Annotated in this window: 19 protein-coding genes; 10 read left to right on the top strand and 9 right to left on the bottom strand. The window is 69.9% G+C overall.

The annotated features are described in order from the left end of the window. Window positions 1-229 precede the first annotated feature (229 nt). The 3 genes from O7610_RS15785 to O7610_RS15775 all read left to right on the top strand — a co-directional run bounded on the left by O7610_RS15785 (window position 230) and on the right by O7610_RS15775 (window position 3,835). On the top strand, window positions 230-1,246 hold the full coding sequence (locus O7610_RS15785; protein WP_289211260.1) for an SDR family oxidoreductase: 1,017 nt from the start codon (window positions 230-232) through the stop codon (window positions 1,244-1,246). 1,151 nt (window positions 1,247-2,397) lie between these two features. Continuing rightward, the gene (locus O7610_RS15780) at window positions 2,398-3,054 is read left to right on the top strand and encodes a hypothetical protein (RefSeq protein ID WP_281551499.1); all 657 of its coding nucleotides are present in this window, start codon (window positions 2,398-2,400) and stop codon (window positions 3,052-3,054) included. A 562-nt stretch (window positions 3,055-3,616) separates the two neighbouring features. Next, window positions 3,617-3,835 (top strand): NUDIX domain-containing protein, encoded by a 219-nt coding sequence (locus O7610_RS15775; protein ID WP_348651180.1) that lies wholly within the window; start codon window positions 3,617-3,619, stop codon window positions 3,833-3,835. A gap of 21 nt (window positions 3,836-3,856) precedes the next feature. On the opposite strand, the gene O7610_RS15770 is transcribed toward O7610_RS15775, so the two are convergent. Together O7610_RS15770 and O7610_RS15765 are read right to left on the bottom strand one after the other, a co-directional pair. Next, window positions 3,857-5,218, bottom strand: coding sequence for an NsdA family TPR-like regulatory protein (locus tag O7610_RS15770; RefSeq protein WP_289211259.1), 1,362 nt, complete (start codon window positions 5,216-5,218; stop codon window positions 3,857-3,859). A 149-nt stretch (window positions 5,219-5,367) separates the two neighbouring features. Next, on the bottom strand, window positions 5,368-5,556 hold the full coding sequence (locus O7610_RS15765) for a hypothetical protein (RefSeq protein WP_281551496.1): 189 nt from the start codon (window positions 5,554-5,556) through the stop codon (window positions 5,368-5,370). Between the two features lie 125 nt (window positions 5,557-5,681). Here O7610_RS15765 and O7610_RS15760 point away from each other — a divergent pair, with 125 nt between their 5' ends. The 6 genes from O7610_RS15760 to O7610_RS15735 all read left to right on the top strand — a co-directional run bounded on the left by O7610_RS15760 (window position 5,682) and on the right by O7610_RS15735 (window position 12,247). Continuing rightward, window positions 5,682-5,882 carry a hypothetical protein gene (locus tag O7610_RS15760; RefSeq protein WP_289211258.1) on the top strand — a complete coding sequence of 67 codons (201 nt, stop codon included), beginning with the start codon at window positions 5,682-5,684 and terminating at the stop codon, window positions 5,880-5,882. A 304-nt stretch (window positions 5,883-6,186) separates the two neighbouring features. Beyond that, on the top strand, window positions 6,187-6,450 hold the full coding sequence (locus O7610_RS15755; protein ID WP_281555697.1) for a DivIVA domain-containing protein: 264 nt from the start codon (window positions 6,187-6,189) through the stop codon (window positions 6,448-6,450). Then, a complete protein-coding gene (locus tag O7610_RS15750) occupies window positions 6,447-8,657 on the top strand; it encodes a hypothetical protein (RefSeq protein ID WP_289211257.1) in 2,211 nt (736 codons plus the stop codon). The genes O7610_RS15755 and O7610_RS15750 overlap by 4 nt, the downstream gene beginning before the upstream one ends. Window positions 8,658-9,648: 991 nt before the next feature. Next, window positions 9,649-10,341: an ABC transporter ATP-binding protein gene (locus tag O7610_RS15745; RefSeq protein ID WP_289211256.1), complete on the top strand. Its 693-nt coding sequence runs from the start codon at window positions 9,649-9,651 to the stop codon at window positions 10,339-10,341. Then, entirely contained in the window at window positions 10,338-11,630 is a 1,293-nt protein-coding gene (locus O7610_RS15740) for a DUF7224 domain-containing protein (protein ID WP_281551491.1), read from the top strand. The genes O7610_RS15745 and O7610_RS15740 overlap by 4 nt, the downstream gene beginning before the upstream one ends. Next, the gene (locus O7610_RS15735) at window positions 11,627-12,247 is read left to right on the top strand and encodes a hypothetical protein (RefSeq protein ID WP_281551490.1); all 621 of its coding nucleotides are present in this window, start codon (window positions 11,627-11,629) and stop codon (window positions 12,245-12,247) included. The genes O7610_RS15740 and O7610_RS15735 overlap by 4 nt, the downstream gene beginning before the upstream one ends. 21 nt (window positions 12,248-12,268) lie before the next feature. Here O7610_RS15735 and O7610_RS15730 read toward each other — a convergent pair whose 3' ends face one another. From O7610_RS15730 to O7610_RS15720, 3 genes are all read right to left on the bottom strand, one after another. Then, window positions 12,269-12,667, bottom strand: coding sequence for a LysE family transporter (locus O7610_RS15730; protein ID WP_289211255.1), 399 nt, complete (start codon window positions 12,665-12,667; stop codon window positions 12,269-12,271). A 79-nt stretch (window positions 12,668-12,746) separates the two neighbouring features. Next, window positions 12,747-13,016, bottom strand: coding sequence for a hypothetical protein (locus tag O7610_RS15725; RefSeq protein WP_281567280.1), 270 nt, complete (start codon window positions 13,014-13,016; stop codon window positions 12,747-12,749). 108 nt (window positions 13,017-13,124) lie between these two features. Further along, a complete protein-coding gene (locus O7610_RS15720) occupies window positions 13,125-13,724 on the bottom strand; it encodes a winged helix-turn-helix transcriptional regulator (protein ID WP_281551487.1) in 600 nt (199 codons plus the stop codon). Window positions 13,725-13,786: 62 nt separating this feature from the next. Here O7610_RS15720 and O7610_RS15715 point away from each other — a divergent pair, with 62 nt between their 5' ends. Then, on the top strand, window positions 13,787-14,716 hold the full coding sequence (locus O7610_RS15715; RefSeq protein ID WP_289211254.1) for an SDR family NAD(P)-dependent oxidoreductase: 930 nt from the start codon (window positions 13,787-13,789) through the stop codon (window positions 14,714-14,716). 132 nt (window positions 14,717-14,848) lie between these two features. Here O7610_RS15715 and O7610_RS15710 read toward each other — a convergent pair whose 3' ends face one another. The 4 genes from O7610_RS15710 to O7610_RS15695 form a co-directional block, all read right to left on the bottom strand. Then, on the bottom strand, window positions 14,849-15,760 hold the full coding sequence (locus O7610_RS15710) for an oxidoreductase (protein WP_289211253.1): 912 nt from the start codon (window positions 15,758-15,760) through the stop codon (window positions 14,849-14,851). A gap of 2 nt (window positions 15,761-15,762) precedes the next feature. Beyond that, window positions 15,763-16,350 (bottom strand): TetR/AcrR family transcriptional regulator, encoded by a 588-nt coding sequence (locus tag O7610_RS15705; RefSeq protein ID WP_281551484.1) that lies wholly within the window; start codon window positions 16,348-16,350, stop codon window positions 15,763-15,765. Continuing rightward, entirely contained in the window at window positions 16,347-17,291 is a 945-nt protein-coding gene (locus O7610_RS15700) for an oxidoreductase (protein WP_281551483.1), read from the bottom strand. Before O7610_RS15700 ends, O7610_RS15705 begins: the two co-directional genes overlap by 4 nt. Before the next feature lie 65 nt (window positions 17,292-17,356). Beyond that, window positions 17,357-17,929, bottom strand: coding sequence for a TetR/AcrR family transcriptional regulator (locus tag O7610_RS15695; protein WP_289211252.1), 573 nt, complete (start codon window positions 17,927-17,929; stop codon window positions 17,357-17,359). Window positions 17,930-18,016 lie beyond the last annotated feature (87 nt).

The following is an 18,016-nucleotide window of genomic DNA, read 5'->3' as shown; positions in this document are numbered from 1 at the left end:
GCCACGGGGCCGCCGGGGTTGTCGGCGAGAGCGGGGTGGGCCGCCGGCTGCGGGCACCAGCAGCTCAGCAGGATAGGTGATCCGTCGATCCCGCGACCACCGGTGCTGTCGCAAGCCCGAGAACATCGGCCCAGCCCGGTCGCAGACATAGGTGTCACCGGTACCTTCGGCGCAGTCCGGGGCGGGGCGCCATGCCCGTCCACAGCGCGAGTGGTGTCGGGAGTCGGCAATGAGTGGCGAGCAGGTGCTGGTGACAGGAGGCTCCGGCTTCGTCGGGGCGCACTGTGTCGTACGGCTGCTGCTGCAGGGGTACCGGGTGCGTACCACGGTGCGTTCGGCGGGTCGTGCCGCCGACCTACGCACGATGCTGCAGGCGGGGGGAACGGAACCGGGTGACGCGCTCAGCTTCGCCGTGGCCGACCTCACTACCGACGACGGCTGGGCCGAGGCGGTGGCCGGATGCGACTACGTACTCCACATCGCCTCTCCGGTGCCGCTGGCCGAGCCCCGCGACGAGAACGAACTCATCGGGCCGGCACGCGACGGGGTGCTGCGGGTGCTGGGCGCGGCACGTACGGCCGGGGTCAAACGTACGGTGCTGACGTCGTCGATCGTGACGGTGAAGTACGGCCACCCGGCAGACAAGCGGCTGTTCACCGAACAGGACTGGACCGATCCGGAACAGGGCCAGGTCTCCGCGTACGCGAAGTCGAAGCTGCTCGCCGAACGCGCCGCCTGGGACTTCGTGCGTAAGGACGGCCAAGGCATGGAGCTGGCGGTGGTGAATCCGGTCGGAATCTTCGGTCCGGCCCTCGGACCGGACAAGTCCCTGTGGTCAGATCAGATCGACCGGATGCTGACCGGCCGCCAGCCCGTCCTGGCCCGGATCCACATCGGTGTGGTCGACGTACGGGACGTCGCGGACCTGCACGTACGGGCGATGACCGATCCGGCGGCGGCCGGCGAGCGGTTCCTGGCCAGCGCCGGCACCATGTCGATGCAGGACATCGCGGTGTTGCTGCGTACCCGGCTCGGTGACGGGGCTGACCGGGTCTCGACGCGGGTACTGCCGGACTGGGCGGTGCGTCTCGCCGCCAGGTTCAGCCCGCGGATCGCGTTCGTGCTGCCTGAGCTCGGTGCGGTACGCGAGGCGTCGAGCGAGAAGGCTCGTCGGATGCTGGGCTGGCAGCCTCGGCCGGCTGAGGAAGCCGTCATCGACATGGCGAACAGCCTGATCCGACGCTGATCAGGGCGACCATCAGGTCGTCGACGGCGGCGGGAGCGGACGCGATCGCGAACTCCGGCGGGTCTGCGGATGTGCCGGGTGCAGGACGAAGGAGTACGTGACCGGCGTGGCGTCGCCCGACGAGACGAGGAGGACATCGCCGGAGGGCCTGATCCGACCCGGTCCGGTCGATTCGACGTGGTGGAGATGAAGCCGGGCAGGGTGCGAGTCCGTTTGCCGAGCGCCGCGATGATGAGCATCGCGCCGGATTTCGGCTGTGATGGGGGCGTCCAGCTCACCTGGCCGAGGAAGACCCGGGCGCCGTCGGTGGGAATCACCAGCTGCTGACCGTTGAAGGTGGCGTCCGCAGTCGCCTGGTCGACCAGCCGCAGCGTCGCGGTCGCGTTCAACACCTCCGGCCCGTACGGCGACCGCAGGCGCCACCACCGCCACCCGGTCAGGGTGACCACGATGACTACGGCTATCGTGCCGAGAGCCAGCATTCGCCGTCGTGTCACAGTGGAAGCTGATTACATCATCCGCACCATAAGCCACTACCGGTTCTCTTGGCAGCCGTTTTCCGCCTCCCAGAAGAGCCAAGGGCTAAGGGAGAGAGACTCCAGGGACCCCATCGGGCGCATGCGTCACAGGGTTTGGAGAACGTCGTCCGGACATACCTCCTGAGCGCATACCGTCGCATCATGGCATCGAGGGCGAGAAGGCGGGAGTGTCCCCAACCGCCGAGAGTGGCGGAGGGGCCACCGCTGCGTGGATTCCTCTTTGGTGCCACATGGCGTCAGAACGTTCTAGCGCGCGCTGACTATCTCGAAAGCATGGCCGCACTTATCCGTGTCAGGGACTGTGCCGACATGAGGCGAGCGTCACTCCATAGCGTATACGAGTCTCTCAGAAAGGCCCGGAGTGCGGCCAGGCGTCGCGGAATTCTCAAGGGAACCATGGAGTGTGCATGGCTCAGTATCCAGGCCGCCGAGTTGTTGATCCTGGAGATGCTCGATACAAAGGATCTACAGGGCTGGCTGCCGTCCGTCCTGGAGTTGGCCAAAGGTCGTCTGAAGGCGGACGACTGTCGTGTCGTCGAGCTACGGCGGCAATCCTCTCGATGTGGGCGGTGGCTGGTAGGGGGAAGCCAACCGGAGGAGCTCCGGTGCGCCATGAAGGCCGTCCTGGTCGGCGTGCATCTGGCGATGAACAAGTATTACTCACGTATCCGGAGGCTGAGGAATGCAATGTGGTCCGCGACAATGTTGACTACGGCCACCGTTGTCGTGCTTGCCATTTGGGGTGCCTGTGCCCCGGAAACGCTCAGTCTCTGCTTCGGCTACCCGGACGATCTGGTCTGTCCGCATGACAGGGCGACGACGGGACAGGGCCCCGAGCGTCAAGTCCCAGCGGACGATCCACAGACTGAGCCGGACCGTATCGACGTCCTTTTGGTTCTGGTGTACGGTTTCATGGGTGCCGTTCTCGTGGGCATTGCAATGCTAGCCAAAATTCGCGAGTCGGCGGTGCCCTACGATCTGTCGCTCGCCTCGACTGTTCTCAAACTGCCGGTTGGTGCACTATGCGCTCTCATCGGGATAGTATTTGTTCGGGGAGAGTTCGTTCCTGGGCTGACGCAGCTCGACACAGGGGCACAGATCCTTGGCTGGAGCGCCGCTTTCGGGGGCGCCCAATACTCGGTCACCAGACTTCTCGACAAGCGGGTCAGTGAGGTTGTCAATGATTCGCGCGACGGGTCGGATCCCAAAGAAAGTCCGGATTCCAAGAATCGGTGGCGCGATGGAGATGAAGTCAGGGCTCTGCAGTAGAGGGCGACGACACTCCTGTGCCGGCATCGATCGTCATCATGGGTTCGCGGGACGCGGCTGTCATTCGTCTCCGGGGTGGGCCGGCGACGTGCGCCTCTATCCCGTGTGCGCAATGCCGCCCCTTTGGGCTGGGGTACTGGTTGAGCCTGATGCCACAGGTGCATCAAGATGCACCTGTGGCATCAGGTCTCCGGAAGCGCCATGGGATTCCTCGGAGGAACCCGAGCCGGGCGGTCGAGTCGGCGGCAGCCCGGGCGGTGTGGCTGAGAGGGCTGCACTTCTCTCGGGCTGTATGGATAGTCTGGCCGGCATGGGTAAGGCGACGGGTGACGAACGGCCGTTGCTGGGCCGGACTGGCGGCGACCGCAGTCCTGAGCAGGCCGACGCCCATCGCTGGCACGTGTTTGGACGACGGGCCGTGTACGAGCGCCGGCCCTGGATTAGCCTCGACCTGGTTGACGTCCAGTCCTCCCGGCGGCGAGCGGTTCGAGCACCATGTCGTACGGCTGTTCCGCGCCGCCATCGGCGTCGTCGTCAATGATCACGATCAGGTGCTGATGCTGTGGCGGCACCGCTTCGTGTCGGACCAGTGGGGCTGGAGCTTCCCGGTGGGATCGTCGACGAGGGCGAGAGCCCGGAGACGGCCGTGGCACGCGAGGTCGAAGAGGAGACCGGCTGGCGGCCGAGGGCTTCTCGACCGGAACGAGATCCTGGGCTCCGGCTCGATCGTCGGCCTGCTGCACGTGTTGGCCTTCGGCCTGCCTGGTGGCTGAACCGCTGAGGGCTGCGACATGCGCTTTCGTCAGGCGGCTAGGCCGAGGAGTTCGGTGGCGCGGGTGGTGAAGTGGCGTACCTCGGGGAGGGTGGCGTACGGCTTCATGCGGTGTTGCAGGTCTTTGACGGTTCCGATGGTGCGGGACGAGTTGACGGAGGCGGCCAACTCGACGACATGAGCGGCGCGGTTGGCGGCGGCTTCGACGTCCGACCGGTCGAGGTCGGCGGTGGCCAGGGCGGCGTGGCTGAGGGCGGCACGTCGGGCGCGGCCCTGCCGGCGGGCACCTTCGGCGGACTCGGTGGCAAAGCGCACGGTTTCGTCGGGTTGCCCGAGGTCGCGGAAGCAGTGGGCGGCTTCGCCGTACAGGTATGGGGTGTCGATGAATCTGGCCCAGACGGGTTCGTCGTCGTGGTCGACGCGGGCGAAGGTCTGTTCGGCCTTGGCCACGGCGGCGGCCGCCGGTGCTGATTCGCCGAGTGCCGCGAGGGCGCGGGCTTCGAGGATGTGCAGGTCGGCGAGGCAGGCGGCGGAGTCGCCGTCGGCGAGTCCGCGGCGGCCGGCGCGGGCGAGCATCAGTGCTTCGCGGGGGTGACCGAGCAGGTTGGCCTGGTCGGACATGCCCGCGAGGACGTGCGCGCCGAGCGCGGAGTGGTTAGCGGCCTGGGCGAGCCGGAGCGCCTGGATGAGGTAGCGCTGGGCGAGGCCATGTTCGCCGTCGTCGTAGGCCATCCACCCGACGAGGTACGACTGCTCGGCGGCTGCCTCGTAGAGCGCCTGCTGCACGTCCGGCTCGTGCTCCCGCTTGAGCAGCGGTAGGACGTAGCTCTGCATGTACTCGACGAGGGCGGTACGGGCGTGGCCGCCGCCGCGCATCACGTCCAGCTCCTGGAAGAGGGCGAACATCTCCCGGATGCCGGCCACCTGCCGCATCCCGATCTGCCGGGGGCCGCGCTCCGTCGATGTTTCGTCGAGGGTGGCGAGCAGCCAGTCCCGGCTCGGTGCCCCGAGCGCGGCGAGTACGAATGGGGCTTTGACGATGTTGCGGCGCGCGACGTCAGCCTTGCCGAGGTCGATGATCGTGTCGACTGTGGTACGCGGATGGTCGGCGTACTGCAGGCCGCGAGCGGCAAGGGTTTCCTCGTCGGTCATGCCGAAGTCTGCCGGGGTGATCCGGCGACGCAGACGTTCACTGAGCGCCCGTGCCAGCAGCGTCGGCACCGGCGGTCGCGGACGTTCGCCGCGCTTTACCCAACGGTGCACCGCCGTGTAGTCGTAGCGCAGGGCAAGCCCTTCGTCCGCCCCGAGGCCGTTGACCCGCCGGGCCAGCCCGGCCCACGAGAAGCCCGCCTCGGTGATGAGCGAGGCCAGAGCATCGTTGGATCCGTTCACGGAGCACCCCTCCCAAGTGACTACCTTGGACGGTACCGGTCAGGCATTGACGCTGCATATGGCCACACGAAGGCTCGAATTTCGCACGGGTGTTCACATGGTGCCGGCGAGGGCGGTCGTCCAGTTGTCTCTGACGTGATGAGGGGATCTCAGTCCTCGCGTTGGGTGGGTCGGTGGATGCGGATCCACTCGGCGACCGCGTCGCGGGACCAGATGCGGCCCGTGGCGAGGACATCCAGCGGTGCGGGGAACGACGGACGGTTGACGATCTCGGATGCCCGCTGGCGGGAGACGCCACCGAGCATCTGCTGGATCTCGGACATCCCGGCCAACCGCATGTCAATGAACGTACGGAGGTGACGACTAGCAGCCCCGTCAACTTGATGCACTTGACACCCGTAAGGGGGATGGGTGATTCTCAGTCGCGCACATCTTCGGAGGAGGGGAGTTAACCGTGACGCAGATGGATGACGACCGTTGGCGGTCGTGTGGGTCGGACTGGGACGACCCGGGAACCGGCCCACTGCAGGTGCCGGTCGACGTACCGCCGCCGGTGCTCATGCCCGACGCCCGGCGCGGTGACGCCGACGTCCGGCCCCGCACCGCTGCCCCGAGGGCGACCGGGCCGGGCAGCGCGCCCGCTGACCTCGGCGACTGCGCCTGATCCGGATTTCCGCAGCTCACGCGGCGGAACCAAGGTCTGCCCCGGTCGCCGTACCGCCAAGGAGGGCTGCGGTGATCGGGGCGGGGGTGCCCCCCGCCCGAGTCGGCAAGGGGCAGGGCCACCCCCATCCACCACGCACACCACCAAAGCAATCACCGCACCACACAGGGGAGGAGCACTGATGATGCGAAGGATCTGGCAACGGATGCGGGTCCGCTGGGGACGCCGGCGGATGGCGTCCACCCCGCCCAGCCGCTGGCCGGCCGGCGGCGACCCCGGCGTGCACCGGGTGCCCGGCACCAACATGCGCTCGGCGGCGTACCGGCCGATCCGGCCCTGGCAGGTGCGCAACCAACGGTTCCGCCCGGTCGGCGTCACGGCCCGCGGCCTCGACCCGGTCGAAGTCGGCGCGTTCCTCGACCGCGTCGCCTACGACCTCGGTGTCCTCTACGCCGAACTCGACCGCACCTGGGAGCAGAACAACCGGATCAAGGACGCGCTGCGCCGCTGGCAGTCCACCCAGGCCGCGATGAACCAGGCCACGATCAACCAGGCCGCCGTCCGGTGACCGAGCCCGACAACCCTGGCGTCACCGTCGTCGACTGCACCACCTGCGACGGCGGTGGCGTCACCTCCCACCGGTGCAGCTGCACCTGGTACGGCGACCATCTCATCGTCGACGACGACCAGTTGACCGCCGGCAACCCGGGCGGTACGGCGTACCGCGACTGTCAGGTCTGTCTCGGCACCGGCACGAACTGCGTGACCTGCGACCGCTGCGCCGGGCTCGGCCGCCGCCGCGCCCAACTCGTCTACACCGTCGCCAACGCCGACACCGCCGCCGTCGCCTCCGTCAACATCGTGCCCGGCGCGCTCGACCCGGTGCACCGCGCCGGCCGCTGGTGGCTCGACCTCGACGCCGTCGTCACCGAACTGGCCGACCGGGTCGGCGCCGACCACCTCTACGACCCGGCTGCACCCGAGCGGGAACTTCTCGTCGGCGGGCTGGTGCTGCCCCGCGACTGGCGACCCGACCTGCCGCAGGCACGGCGGCACGCCCTGGAAGCGGCGGCGATCGCCAACTACACGTACCACCCGTGGCAGCTCTGGCTGGGCCGTACCGCCCCGCCGGACCGCCCCGACCCGGCCCGCCACCTCGGCCGACTCTGCGCCCTCGCCGAACTGCTCTGCCTCGACCTGGTCGTCGAAACCCGGCCCGATCCGTACGGCGACGACCGCTACGGCTGGCAGCTGCGCCTCGAACTGCCCGACACCGGCGTCGGCGACGCGTTCGCCAGCGGTGTCGGCAGCTCCGACAGCCTCGACGCGGCGATCGTCGCCGCCGACGCGACCCGCCTCGCCACCGGGATCGGCGACCGTGGTGTCGACGTACCCGCCCACTACCTGCGCCCCGGCCGACCCGGCCCGCCGATCGGGCCGCCGAAACTCGACCTGGACCAGCTCGAACGCCGCATGATCGCCGACTGCACCTCAGTCGGCACGGGTGAGGCCACCCCTGGCGCGCAGGCCATCTGGCGCGACGGCCGCTGGTGGCACACCAGCCTGCGGGTGGTCGCTGTCGTCGAGGAACTCACCGAACGCACCACCGGCCAGATCTCCCGGCGTACGGTCGACAAGCTCGCCCGCTCGTGGCAGCCGCCGCCGCCCAGCTGGCAGGGGCCGGCGATCCCGTCCGAACCCTGCCCGTACTGCGTACCGGAGCAGGGGTTGCGCCGCTGCGTCTGCACCGTCGGCGCGCCCGCCGCCGACCCGGAGTGCCGCTACTGCGGCGGTGCCGGGCGCAGCGGCCGGTACGCCGCCGGCCTCAGCCGCTGCTTCAGCTGCGGCGACACGCTGCGCATCCGGCACGGTGCCGTCGTCACCGTCACCGACGGGCAGCACTGGGCCCGCCACCTCAACTGGGCACTGCCTGACGAAGCCACCGCCGTGGTGCCGCAGATCGGCAGCCAGCCGGGCGGCAAACCCATCCACCAGGTGCCGCCGCAGTTCCGGCTCCCGTTCCACGTCGGCGACCTGACGGTACGCGGCCAGCCGATCGGCCCGGACCAGCTCGCGCCGCTCGACGAGTACGAGGTCCTGCTGGTGCAGGAGCTGTGGTACGGCCACGTCACCCTCGACCACCCTGGGCAGGACCTGCTGACCGCGTACCTGGCGAACGTCGCCAACGGGCACCCCGGCGGCCGGGTGCTGCTGCACGCCGCCGAGCCGGACGCGCCACCGCTGGCGCGGGTGCTCGCGTTGGCGTACGGGCTGGGGCTGGCGCTGATCGTCACCGTCGCCGACCACCGCAACGACGCCGGTACGCCGTACCGCATGCAGGGGGTGTCGTGGGGTGCGTACCTCGCCGCGCCCGGTGCCGCGATCGGCCTGCGGGCCTACCCGCACCGGCCCACCCTTGGGCACGCGCTCGCCCAGGCCGTCGAGTACGTGTGCGGCGCCACCCGCTCGGCGGTGCCGGTCGATCCGTCGACCGCGATCGCCGTACCGCAGAACGTGCCGCAATGCGTACCGCAGGATGTGCCGACGCCGGCAGCCGACGGCGACCCCGGCGACTGGGTGACGCCTGCCGACCTGGTGCCGTTGCTGTCGTTGCTCGCGGGGTACTACGCCGGCGAGACGGTGATCGTCTCGCTCGCCGCGTCCCACTGTGAGGTGCACGTACGTGAAGGTCCCGAGACCACCCGCCGGGTCGCCACCGCCGCCGACCTGCCAGCCGCCGTCGCCGCCCTGCGTCTGCGCCCACCCGCGACCTGACGACCTGCGGTGGCCCGCGCCCCGAGGTCCTGGTGCCTTGGCGCTCCGAGAGCATTGCTCATGTGGAGGTAACGTCCTGCGTGGACCATGGGATAACGGTACGACCGATCGCTGACCTGGCATACGTACTGCTCGGGCTGTTCTTTCCGGCATCGCACAGGATCGTGATGATCGGCGCGGCGGCGGCAAGCAACATCAAGCCATTGGACGGTTGCAACATGTGATTGTTGTCACCTTGGCTTTACCGTGTGTGCTCCTATGTGGCGGTCTTCCTGTGTTCCCTGAGGCCAGGCCTCGAGTGCTTGAGATCGTCGCTGATGGCCAGTGATCAACGGTGATCGAAGGGTGTTGACATGTGTGGACACCGCGCCGAGTAATTTAACCGCTGGCCAGCTCTCGTTGTCCTTCCAAAGTAAGCGGGGAACAGTGAAGAGACTCGCGAAGGTCGTAACTGTTGCTGTGGGTGGCTTGGTGCTCAGTTTGACCTTGGTGTCGCCGGTGCGCGCTGAGGGAAGTTGGTCGAGTAGTGTGAGCGATGCCCTTACCGGATTCACATCCCGGGACTGGACCGACAACAACAGTGACTCGGCATCGACTCGTACGGTGTGGTCCGGTTGTTCGGTGGTAGCGGGAACCTACCAGAACACTACTCTCGACCTTGCTCGTAACAGGACGTGGCCGCTCCCCGATGTGACATACGGCGAGCGCACCTCGTCGTGTGGAACGTTCAATTGGGGTCGGATGACCGACGTCGGTAGCTACCACTGGACCATCAAGAAGATCAACGGATCGACCTCCGGCTGGCGAGTCAACGTAAACTCGCTGACCACCTACTACTGACCTGATGCCTTGATCATCTAGGATGGGGTGGCAAGTCAGCCATAAGGTCCTGACTTGCCGCCCCATGTCTGCCGTGTTCATGCCTCCAGAGGTTGACCCTGTGCCCGTACTGATCGCGGATTGTTCTTTCCGGTATCGCAAGGACATCCCGGTGTTCCGTGCCCTGACCGTCGAGTTCGAGCCCGGTGCGACCGTGCTGCTCGGCCCCAACGGTGCTGGCAAGTCCACGCTGCTGTCGCTGATCGTGGGGCTGCTGCAGCCCGACGCGGGCACGGTGCGAGTCGGTGACCTGGTCAGCGATGTCCGGCGTACCCGATCGCGGTACCGCCGCTCGGTCGGTTGGCTGCCACAGCACGTCGCCGCGATGCCCGGCCTGAAGGTGCGGGAGCAGGTCGCCTACGCCGGCTGGCTGAAAGGCCTCAACCGCCGTGACGCCTGGGTCAACGCGGCCCGCGCCCTGGGCCGTGTCGGCCTGCAGGACCTGGCGGAACGGCCCAGCAGGGCGCTCTCCGGCGGTCAGCTCCGTCGGGTCGGGATCGCGCAGACCCTCGTCCACGACGCGAAACTGATCGTCATGGACGAGCCGGCCGCCGGGCTGGACCCGCAGCAGCGGCGGGTGCTGCGCGAGGTGCTGAACTCAGTTGTCGGCGACGTTGACCTGCTCGTGTCGACGCACCAGACCGAAGACATCAGCGACATCTACCAGCACGTGGCAGTGCTGGACGACGGTGTCATCCGGTTCCACGGTGAGGTGCCGGCATTCCTGGCGCGGGCCAGGCCTGGCGTCGAGCCGTCCCGGCAGGCCGAGGACGCCTACGTGCAGTTCATCGGCACCGAGGCATGAGCGCGGACGCGCACGGCGCCATGCGGACGATCTACCCCTGGCGTAGCCGCGCCGAGACCTACGTGACCGTGCCGATGCTGGCCCTCGTGCTGTTCCAAGGTGCGGCGGTCGTCGAAACGGCCACGCCCGGCTACTGGACGGCTGCGGTTGCCAAGGCCAACCTGATGCTGTTCATCGTGGTGCCGCTCTGCGCGGTCTGCGCCGCCTGGGAGGGGATGCGGCACCGCAGCGGCGGTATCGACACACAGACCATCGCTCGGCCGATGTGGACAGTCGTTTTCGTTGCGGTCGGCCCGACGCTGGTAATGGGGCTGGCCGGGGTCGTCGCGGCGGTGCTGTCGACCGCCCCTGCCGCAGTCGGCGCGCCCGGCGGTCCGCACCTCGGGCTGGTCGGCGTCTACCTGCTGGTGATGGTAGGGCACACCGTGGTCGGATACGGGCTCGGTCGCTGGCTGCCGCCCGCGCTCGCGTTGCCGGTCAGCCTGGGCGGCTCCTACATCTGGCTGGCCTACCCGGCCGCCGTCGAGCCGTTCTGGATCCGCCACATCAACGGGCTGTCCTTTGAAAGCTGCTGTGCGATCGATCAGCAGCCGGACGCGCGGGCGCTGCTGGCCGCCGCCCTGTTCGCCGTCGGTATCGGCGCAGGCACGCTGGTCGCCCTTGCCGGCGCCCGCCCGGCTCACGTCGGCGGTGCGTTGAGCTTCACCGCGTTGCTAGTGGTCGCGGTCACCGTGGCGGCACCGCTCGGCCCGTCTTCCGGCGGCCCGCGCGCCGGAGCGCCACAGTGCGTCGGGCAACGGCCCACGCTGTGCCTGTGGCCGGAGCAGGAGACGGCCCGGGATGCGATCCATCCGGCGCTGGCGTCGGCGTATCCCCGGCTCGCTGCGGTCGGCGTCACGCTGCCCGAGACGGTGACCAGCCAGGAGAGCAACGCGGCCGACGCTGTCTTCATCGTCCTGCCCGCCGAGTCGGACCCGCAGACGGCGGTGCTGAGTCTGGTCTCCAGCATCGTCCCGGACACCGTGCCCGCCTGCGCGGCCGAGGGGGAGTGGCCCGGTGCCCACAATCGTGCGGCGTTGCTGGTGTGGATGGCGCTGGCGGCCGGCGTACCGGCGTCGGAGCTCGGCCCGGTCGCGCCGCCGGAGCTGATCGACCTGGCGGTACGGGTGCGTCAGCTCGACGAGGACCGGCAGGCTGCCTGGTACCGAGCCAACCTCGCGCCGATGGCTGACTGCACCACCGTGCCGCGCCTCGACCCGGAACTTTTCGCGTCGGACGATCCGCAGTGATCTGGTGGTGGCGTACCCGCGCCCTGACGACGGTGACCGTCGCGTACGCCGCGAGCCTGGCCGCCGCGACGGTGATCGGCGGTGAGGTGCTGCCGCTGCCCAGCCTGGCCGGGGCGTTGCTGGTGCCGGTTGTGTTCGCCCTGCTGCTGCCGCTTGTCCCGATCGTCGTCCTCTGGCACGGCATCGACCGCAGCAGCGGTGACCTGGACACCACGGCGGTACGTTCGGTGGCCGCCCGCGACCTCGGTGTCGCCGCGGCGATGACGCTGATGACCGCGGTTGCAGTCGGCGTCGCCTCGGCGGTCGGCTGGTGGCAGCTCGGCCCCGGCTACCTGCGTAATCTCATCGGCTGCCTCGGGTTGGCCCAGATCGTCGCCCCGTTCGTCGGCGCACGGCTTGCAGCGGTGGTGCCGGTCGGCGCGGTGATCGTCAGTGCGCTGTTCGGCACCGGTGACGGTGGTCTGGTGCGTTGGTGGGCGTGGCCGATCGCCGATGCCTCCTCCGGGCCGGCCTTCGCCCAGGCCGTACTGCTGCTGGTGGTCGGTGCGGCAGTGGCGGTGTGGCGGTTCAGCCGAGGCTGGCCTGCCAGGCTAGGCGGATGGCGAGCAGGCCGATGATGCCGTTGCCGACCAGCGCCGTCACCAGCCGGCGCGTGGGCTGGCGAGCGCGCGGCCGAGAAGCGCGCCACCAGATGCCAGCAGGACCTGCCAACTGGCCGCTGCGACGAACACCGCTGCGACGAGTAGCAGGCTGCTGGTCGAATCTGCCGCTCCGCCCTGGTGGCCGACCACGAGAGCGGCGAAGTAGACGATGGTCATCGGGTTGAGCAACGTCAGCCCGACGAAGGCGGCGTACGTCCGGGCGATCGACCGCGCCGGTGCCGACTGCGGCGCTTCGGTCGCCGCTCGACGGGCCTGCATCGCTACGACGATTCCGCGTACCGCGTTCGCGGCGAGCACCACGGCGGCGGCTGCCCGCAGGATGCCGGTCGCCGGGTCGAGCAGTCGGGCGACGGCCGCGCCGTGCCGCAGCGACACCTGAGCAGAGACGGTGACGATCAGGACCCGATCGCGTCGACCGGGACCGCGATGCCGTAGCCGGCGAGCAACCCGGACGTCAGCGCGTCGAACACGTCAGGCCTATGTCGACCGACGTGCCGGGCCACAACCGGTTAGTGCCGCGCCGGGCCGGGCCGGGCCGAGCCAGGTCAGCGGCGGGTGGCGGCCAGCGCTCCGGCAGGCCGCCGAGCGTCACCGCGGCGACGGCACCTGCCATGAACAGGCCAGCGGTCGTGGTGCCGGCCGCGAGCAGCGCGAGTTCGACGCTGCGCCGGGCCAGAGACTGGCGACGATGGCGACCGTCAGGTAGTTCCAGCCCGAGTACCACCACTGGCGGCGTGGGCTGCCCTTGAAGCAGGGGAGCAGGAAGCCGAGGATCGCGGTGCCCGTCCACGCCGGCTGACGGTAGCAACGGCCTACCACCACCGCTGACCGGTCAGCTGATGGGGGTGCCGGATGTAGCCGCTGCCCAACGGGCGAGGGCTTCGCCGACCCGGTGGAAGCCATCGCCGACGGCGCTGAACGCGTAGCTGCCGTCGGCAAGGCGCTGGATCAGGCCGCGCCGCTCCAGGTCTGCCAGGCGCTGGGTGAGGGTGACCTGGTTGACCCCGGTGTCGCGGGTCAGGTCGGTGAAGCGGCGCGGCCCGACCAGCAGTGCGCAGTGCAGCTCAAGCATCCAGCGTTCCTGCATCAGTGACAGCAGGTCGTCGAGTTGGTGGTGGCGGGTGTCCGGGTCGCTGGTGTCGCCGGCCCAGGCCGCCATTTCGGCGAGCACCGGGCGCAGTCCGGTGCCGGTCGGCGTCAACGCGTAGCGGGTGCCCGGTGGGGTGGTGTCGATCACCGTACGGGTGACGATGCCGGCGGCCTCCAGCTCGCCGAGCCGGCGGGCGAGAGTGCTCGGCCCGATCGCCGGGACCGCCCGGCGCAGGTCGTTGAAGCCGGCCGGTCCGTCGAGCAGCGCGTGCACGATGTGCAGCGTCCAGCGCCCCCGCAGCCGACCCACGGCGGCCAGCAGTACGTCCTGCTCGACCTGCACGTCGCCACTGTATCCAGCGGCACACTTGTTAAAGGTCAGTAGCTAGTACTATTTTTTTAGTCATGACTGAGTCAACGAAGCGGGCCCTGGTCACCGGTGGCACCGGCGGCATCGGCCTGGCCACCGCCCGTGCCCTGGCCGGCCACGGCTACGCCGTCACGATCGTCGGGCGCGACCAGCAGCGGGGCGACGCCGCCCGCGACCAGGTGAGCGCCGCCGCCACGGGCTCCCGCTCCGCCGCTGGTCCGGTACCCGCCCGGTTCATCCGGGCCGACCTCTCCGCACTGTCCGCCGTCCGCGCCCTGGCCGACGACACCCGCGCCGCCGGCCCGCTCGACCTGCTGGTCAACAACGTCGGCGGGATCTACCGGCAGCACTGGCACACTGTCGACGGCATCGAGGCGACCTTCGCCATGAGCCACCTCTCCGGCTATCTGCTCACCGAGCTGCTGGTCGACGACATGATTGCCGCCGGGCACGGCCGGATCGTCAACCTCACCTCGGGCGCGATCCGGCTCGCCGACCGCACCCCGCTGGACCGGGTCGAGATGGCCGGGCGCTACTACGGCTTTCCTGCGTACGGGCGGGCGAAGCTGGCCAACCTCGCGTACACGATGGGTCTGGCCGACCGACTCGCCGGCACCGGCGTCACGATGCTCGCCGCCGACCCGGGGGCCAGCGCGACTGACATGGGCCGGTCGATGCGCGCGGACCTGTTCCCGATGCCAGCCCGGCTGGCCTTCCCGCTGATCTACCTCAACCTGTTCCGGGCCAGCGCGACCGATGCCGCCCGCAGCTCCATCGCCGCCGCCACCGCCGACCTGCCCAGCGGTACGGTGCTCGGCCCGAAGGGCACCCCGGTGCGCCCGGACGCGCGGGCCACCGACCCGACGGTCATCCAGACTGTCACCGCGCTCAGCCAGGCGACCTGCGCCTCCACTCACACCGACAGCCGGTCAGCGACTGCGGGACAGGATGCGCTGCCCGAGTAGCGTCACGTGGACCAGGTCGGCGGTCTCGTCCGTACCGTCGCCGGTCTCAGCTCCAGGGTGTCGTGTTCGGCAGGTCGGCGGCCGTCAACCGGCTGCTGCCCGACCTGGCGGCCCGGCCGCAAGCGGCTGCGGCTATTCGGCGACTGTGAGCTCGACACCGGTCAGCTTCTCGCTCTCCGTCCACAGCCGGCCAGCGGTGGCTGCGTTGTCGGCCGCCGGGCTGCGACGCGCGGCGACCGGCGGGCCGACCATGTCGAACAGCCGGCCCGGCCCCCAGTAGCTGCCACCGTCGACCGCCGGGTCGGTGGCGGCGCGCAGCGTCGGCAGCGCTCCGTCGCGCGGCCTCATCGCAATCAACCGGCTGACGGCGGTGACGAAGCCACCGGTGTGCCGGGCCAGGTCGGTGGCGGTCCACCCGGGATGGGCAGCGGTCGCCAGTACGGGAGACCCGGCTCCGGCCAGCCGACGTTGCAGCTCCAGGGTGAACAACAGGTTGGCGAGTTTGCTCTGCCCGTACGCGGCCCACCGCCGGTAGCGACGCCGCTGCCAGTTCAGGTCGGCGAAGTCGATCCGGCCGGCGCGGTGGGCGTTGCTGGCGACGGTGACCACCCGGGCGTTGGCGCCGGCTTGCAGCAGCAGTGGCAGCAGCCGACCGGTGAGTGCGAAGTGGCCGAGATGATTGGTGCCGAACTGCAGCTCGAAGCCCTGCCGGGTGCGCCGCAACGGGGTCAGCATCACCCCCGCGTTGTTGATCAGCAGGTCAAGCCGGTCGTGGTCGGCGTGCATCGCCTCGGCGAACTCGGCCACCGAGTCGAGGTCGGCCAGGTCGAGCCGGGCGCAGCGCACCGTGCCGACCGGTTGCTCGGCGCGGATCCGGTCGGCCGCGGTGCCGGCCCGTCCGGCATCCCGGCAGGCGAGCACCACGTGGGCGCCTCTGGCGGCGAGCATCCGGGCGGTCTCGAAGCCGATGCCGGAGTTCGCGCCGGTGACGACGGCGGTCCGGCCGCTCTGGTCCGGCAGGTCGTCGAAGGTCCACGGTGTCATCGTCACTCCCGGGTCAGGGCCTCGCCGCCGGCGAACACGATCGTCACGGCGGTCTGCATTCCGTTTCGGTACTCGTCGACCGACGAGAGCTTGTGTTTCAAGCCGAACGAGGTGGCGTGCAGGTGCTCGGCCAGGTCCCGGGCGGACAGGCCGGCTGTCCGCCAGCGGTCGGCGACCCCGCTGTCGGCCAGGACCTGCTCGACCCCGTCGACCAGCCCGCGCTCGATCCGCTCGGCCAGCGAGCAGCGCAGCGTGGCCGCGGTGTTCAGCAGCTCCTCGAAGTTGCCGTGCACCGCGGCCCCGACCGACGGGCCCTGGCACGCTTCGAACGCGGCGAGGATCCGCCCGGGCGGGTCGAGGTCGTCGCGGGCGAAGGCCGCCCGGGTCGCCGCGCACACGCCGGTCACCATCCGGTCCACGGCGGCGACGAACAGCTCGTCCTTGGTCTTGAAGTGCAGGTAGAGCCCTTGCCGGGAGATGTCGGCCGCGCGGGCCAGGTCGTCCATCGAGGTCTTCCGGAACCCGTACCGGATGAACACGTCGATCGCGGCGTCGGCGATGGTGTCCCGTCGGGTACTGCCCGGCGTCACGCCGGGCGCTCCGTACGTCCCAGTGCCGAGAACGGGTACGCCACCCCGGTCAGCTGTTCGCTCTCGGACCACAGTCGGCTGGCCATGACGGTGTCCTTGGCCCGTGCGGAGCTGCGGGCCGGCGCGGGTGGCCCGGAGGCGCCGAACCGGCGGGCCGGACCCCAGTAACTGCCGGCGGCGGCCTGCGGATCGGTCGCGGCGCGCAGGCTGGGCAGTGCCCCGGCCGGTGGTCGCATCCGAATCATCCGCTCGACCCGCGACCGGCTCTCGCCGGTGGACCGGCCCTGGTGGCGGCCGATCTCGGTCGAGGTCAGGCCGGGATGGGCGGCGACGGCCCGCACGGTCGACCCGGCCTCGGTCAGCCGGCGCTGCAGTTCCAGGGTGAACAGCAGGTTGGCGAGTTTGCTCTGCCCGTACGCGGCCCACGGCCGGTAGCGGCGTTGCCGCCAGTTGAGGTCGTCGATGTCGATGCCGCCGGTCCAGTGGGCCAGGCTGGAGACGGTCACCACCCGGGCCGCCGGTGCCGCGTCGAGCAGCGGCAGCAGTTCGCCGGTGAGCGCGAAGTGGCCGAGATGGTTGGTGCCGAACTGCAGTTCGAAGCCCTGCCGGGTGCGTCCCAGCGGCGGTGCCATCACGCCGGCGTTGTTGATCAGCAGGTCGAGCCGGTCGTGGTCGGCGCGGTAGGCGTCGGCGAACGCGGTGACCGAGTCGAGGTCGGCCAGGTCCAGCTCGGCCCCGGTCACTGTGCCGGCCGGCTGACCGGCCCGGATCCGGTCCAGCGCCGATTCGCCCCTGCCCTTGTCCCGGTAGGTCAGCACCACGTGTGCGCCTTTGCCGGCGAGCATCCGGGCGGTCTCGAAGCCGATGCCGGTGTTCGCCCCGGTCACCACCGCGACCCGGCCGGTCTGGTCGGGAATGTCATCGAATGACCATGCAGCCACGCTGACCCCTCGCTTCTCCGTCTACTTGACAGGCGAGACAAGCTTTACGCGATGCACTCAATCTGTCAAGTATGCTGATCAGGAGCGGGCTCGAAGAGCAGTCGGATCACCGGGCCGGCGAGCGCCGCCGGGTCGTCGTCTGCGTCGTGCGGCAGCGCCCCGGACAGCCACAGGGTCGCGAAGCCGTGCACGATCGACCAGGCCGCCAGGCGGGCGTTGTCCCGGTCGCCGGCCGGCACCCGGGCGTCGTCCAGGCTGGCCCGTAGCGCGCGGCCGGCCCGTTGTCGCGCGGTGACCAGCTCCGGCGCGTCGAAGTTCAGCAGGCTCGGTTGGAACATCACCTCGAAGTGCGCCCGGTGGGACGCGGCGAACCGCACGTACGCCTGGCCGGCGGCGAGGATGTCACCGCCGGCCGCCGCCAACTGGGTCGCCAGCAGGTCGAGGCCCTCGGTGGCGATCGCGGTGAGCAGGCCGGTCTTGTCGCCGAAGTGGTGCGTCGGGGCGGCGTGCGAGACCCCCACCCGTCGAGCCAGGTCGCGCAGGCTCAGCGCCGCCACCCCGGATTCGGCGATCGCCTCGGCGGCGGCGGTCAGCAGGGCTCTACGCAGGTCGCCGTGGTGGTACGGCTGTTGCCGCATCGCGCCTCCCGTTATCTTTCCGTTGACAAGATGCTACCCGGAGCGGCTATCTTGTCAGTGACAAGATAGCGGGCGCGTGCAGTTCCG

Source organism: Solwaraspora sp. WMMA2065 (assembly GCF_030345075.1).
GTDB lineage: Bacteria > Actinomycetota > Actinomycetes > Mycobacteriales > Micromonosporaceae > Micromonospora_E.
This window is presented reverse-complemented; position numbering and strand designations above follow the sequence as displayed.

Bases quoted from the DNA above. Each gene is read 5' to 3' on its own strand.
- O7610_RS15760 (WP_289211258.1), top strand. From the start codon at position 5,682: ATGGATGACGACCGTTGGCGGTCGTGTGGGTCGGACTGGGACGACCCG.
- O7610_RS15765 (WP_281551496.1), bottom strand. From the start codon at position 5,556: ATGCGGTTGGCCGGGATGTCCGAGATCCAGCAGATGCTCGGTGGCGTC.
- O7610_RS15780 (WP_281551499.1), top strand. From the start codon at position 2,398: ATGAAGGCCGTCCTGGTCGGCGTGCATCTGGCGATGAACAAGTATTAC.
- O7610_RS15715 (WP_289211254.1), top strand. From the start codon at position 13,787: ATGACTGAGTCAACGAAGCGGGCCCTGGTCACCGGTGGCACCGGCGGC.
- O7610_RS15785 (WP_289211260.1), top strand. From the start codon at position 230: ATGAGTGGCGAGCAGGTGCTGGTGACAGGAGGCTCCGGCTTCGTCGGG.
- O7610_RS15755 (WP_281555697.1), top strand. From the start codon at position 6,187: ATGCGCTCGGCGGCGTACCGGCCGATCCGGCCCTGGCAGGTGCGCAAC.
- O7610_RS15740 (WP_281551491.1), top strand. From the start codon at position 10,338: ATGAGCGCGGACGCGCACGGCGCCATGCGGACGATCTACCCCTGGCGT.
- O7610_RS15695 (WP_289211252.1), bottom strand. From the start codon at position 17,929: ATGCGGCAACAGCCGTACCACCACGGCGACCTGCGTAGAGCCCTGCTG.
- O7610_RS15710 (WP_289211253.1), bottom strand. From the start codon at position 15,760: ATGACACCGTGGACCTTCGACGACCTGCCGGACCAGAGCGGCCGGACC.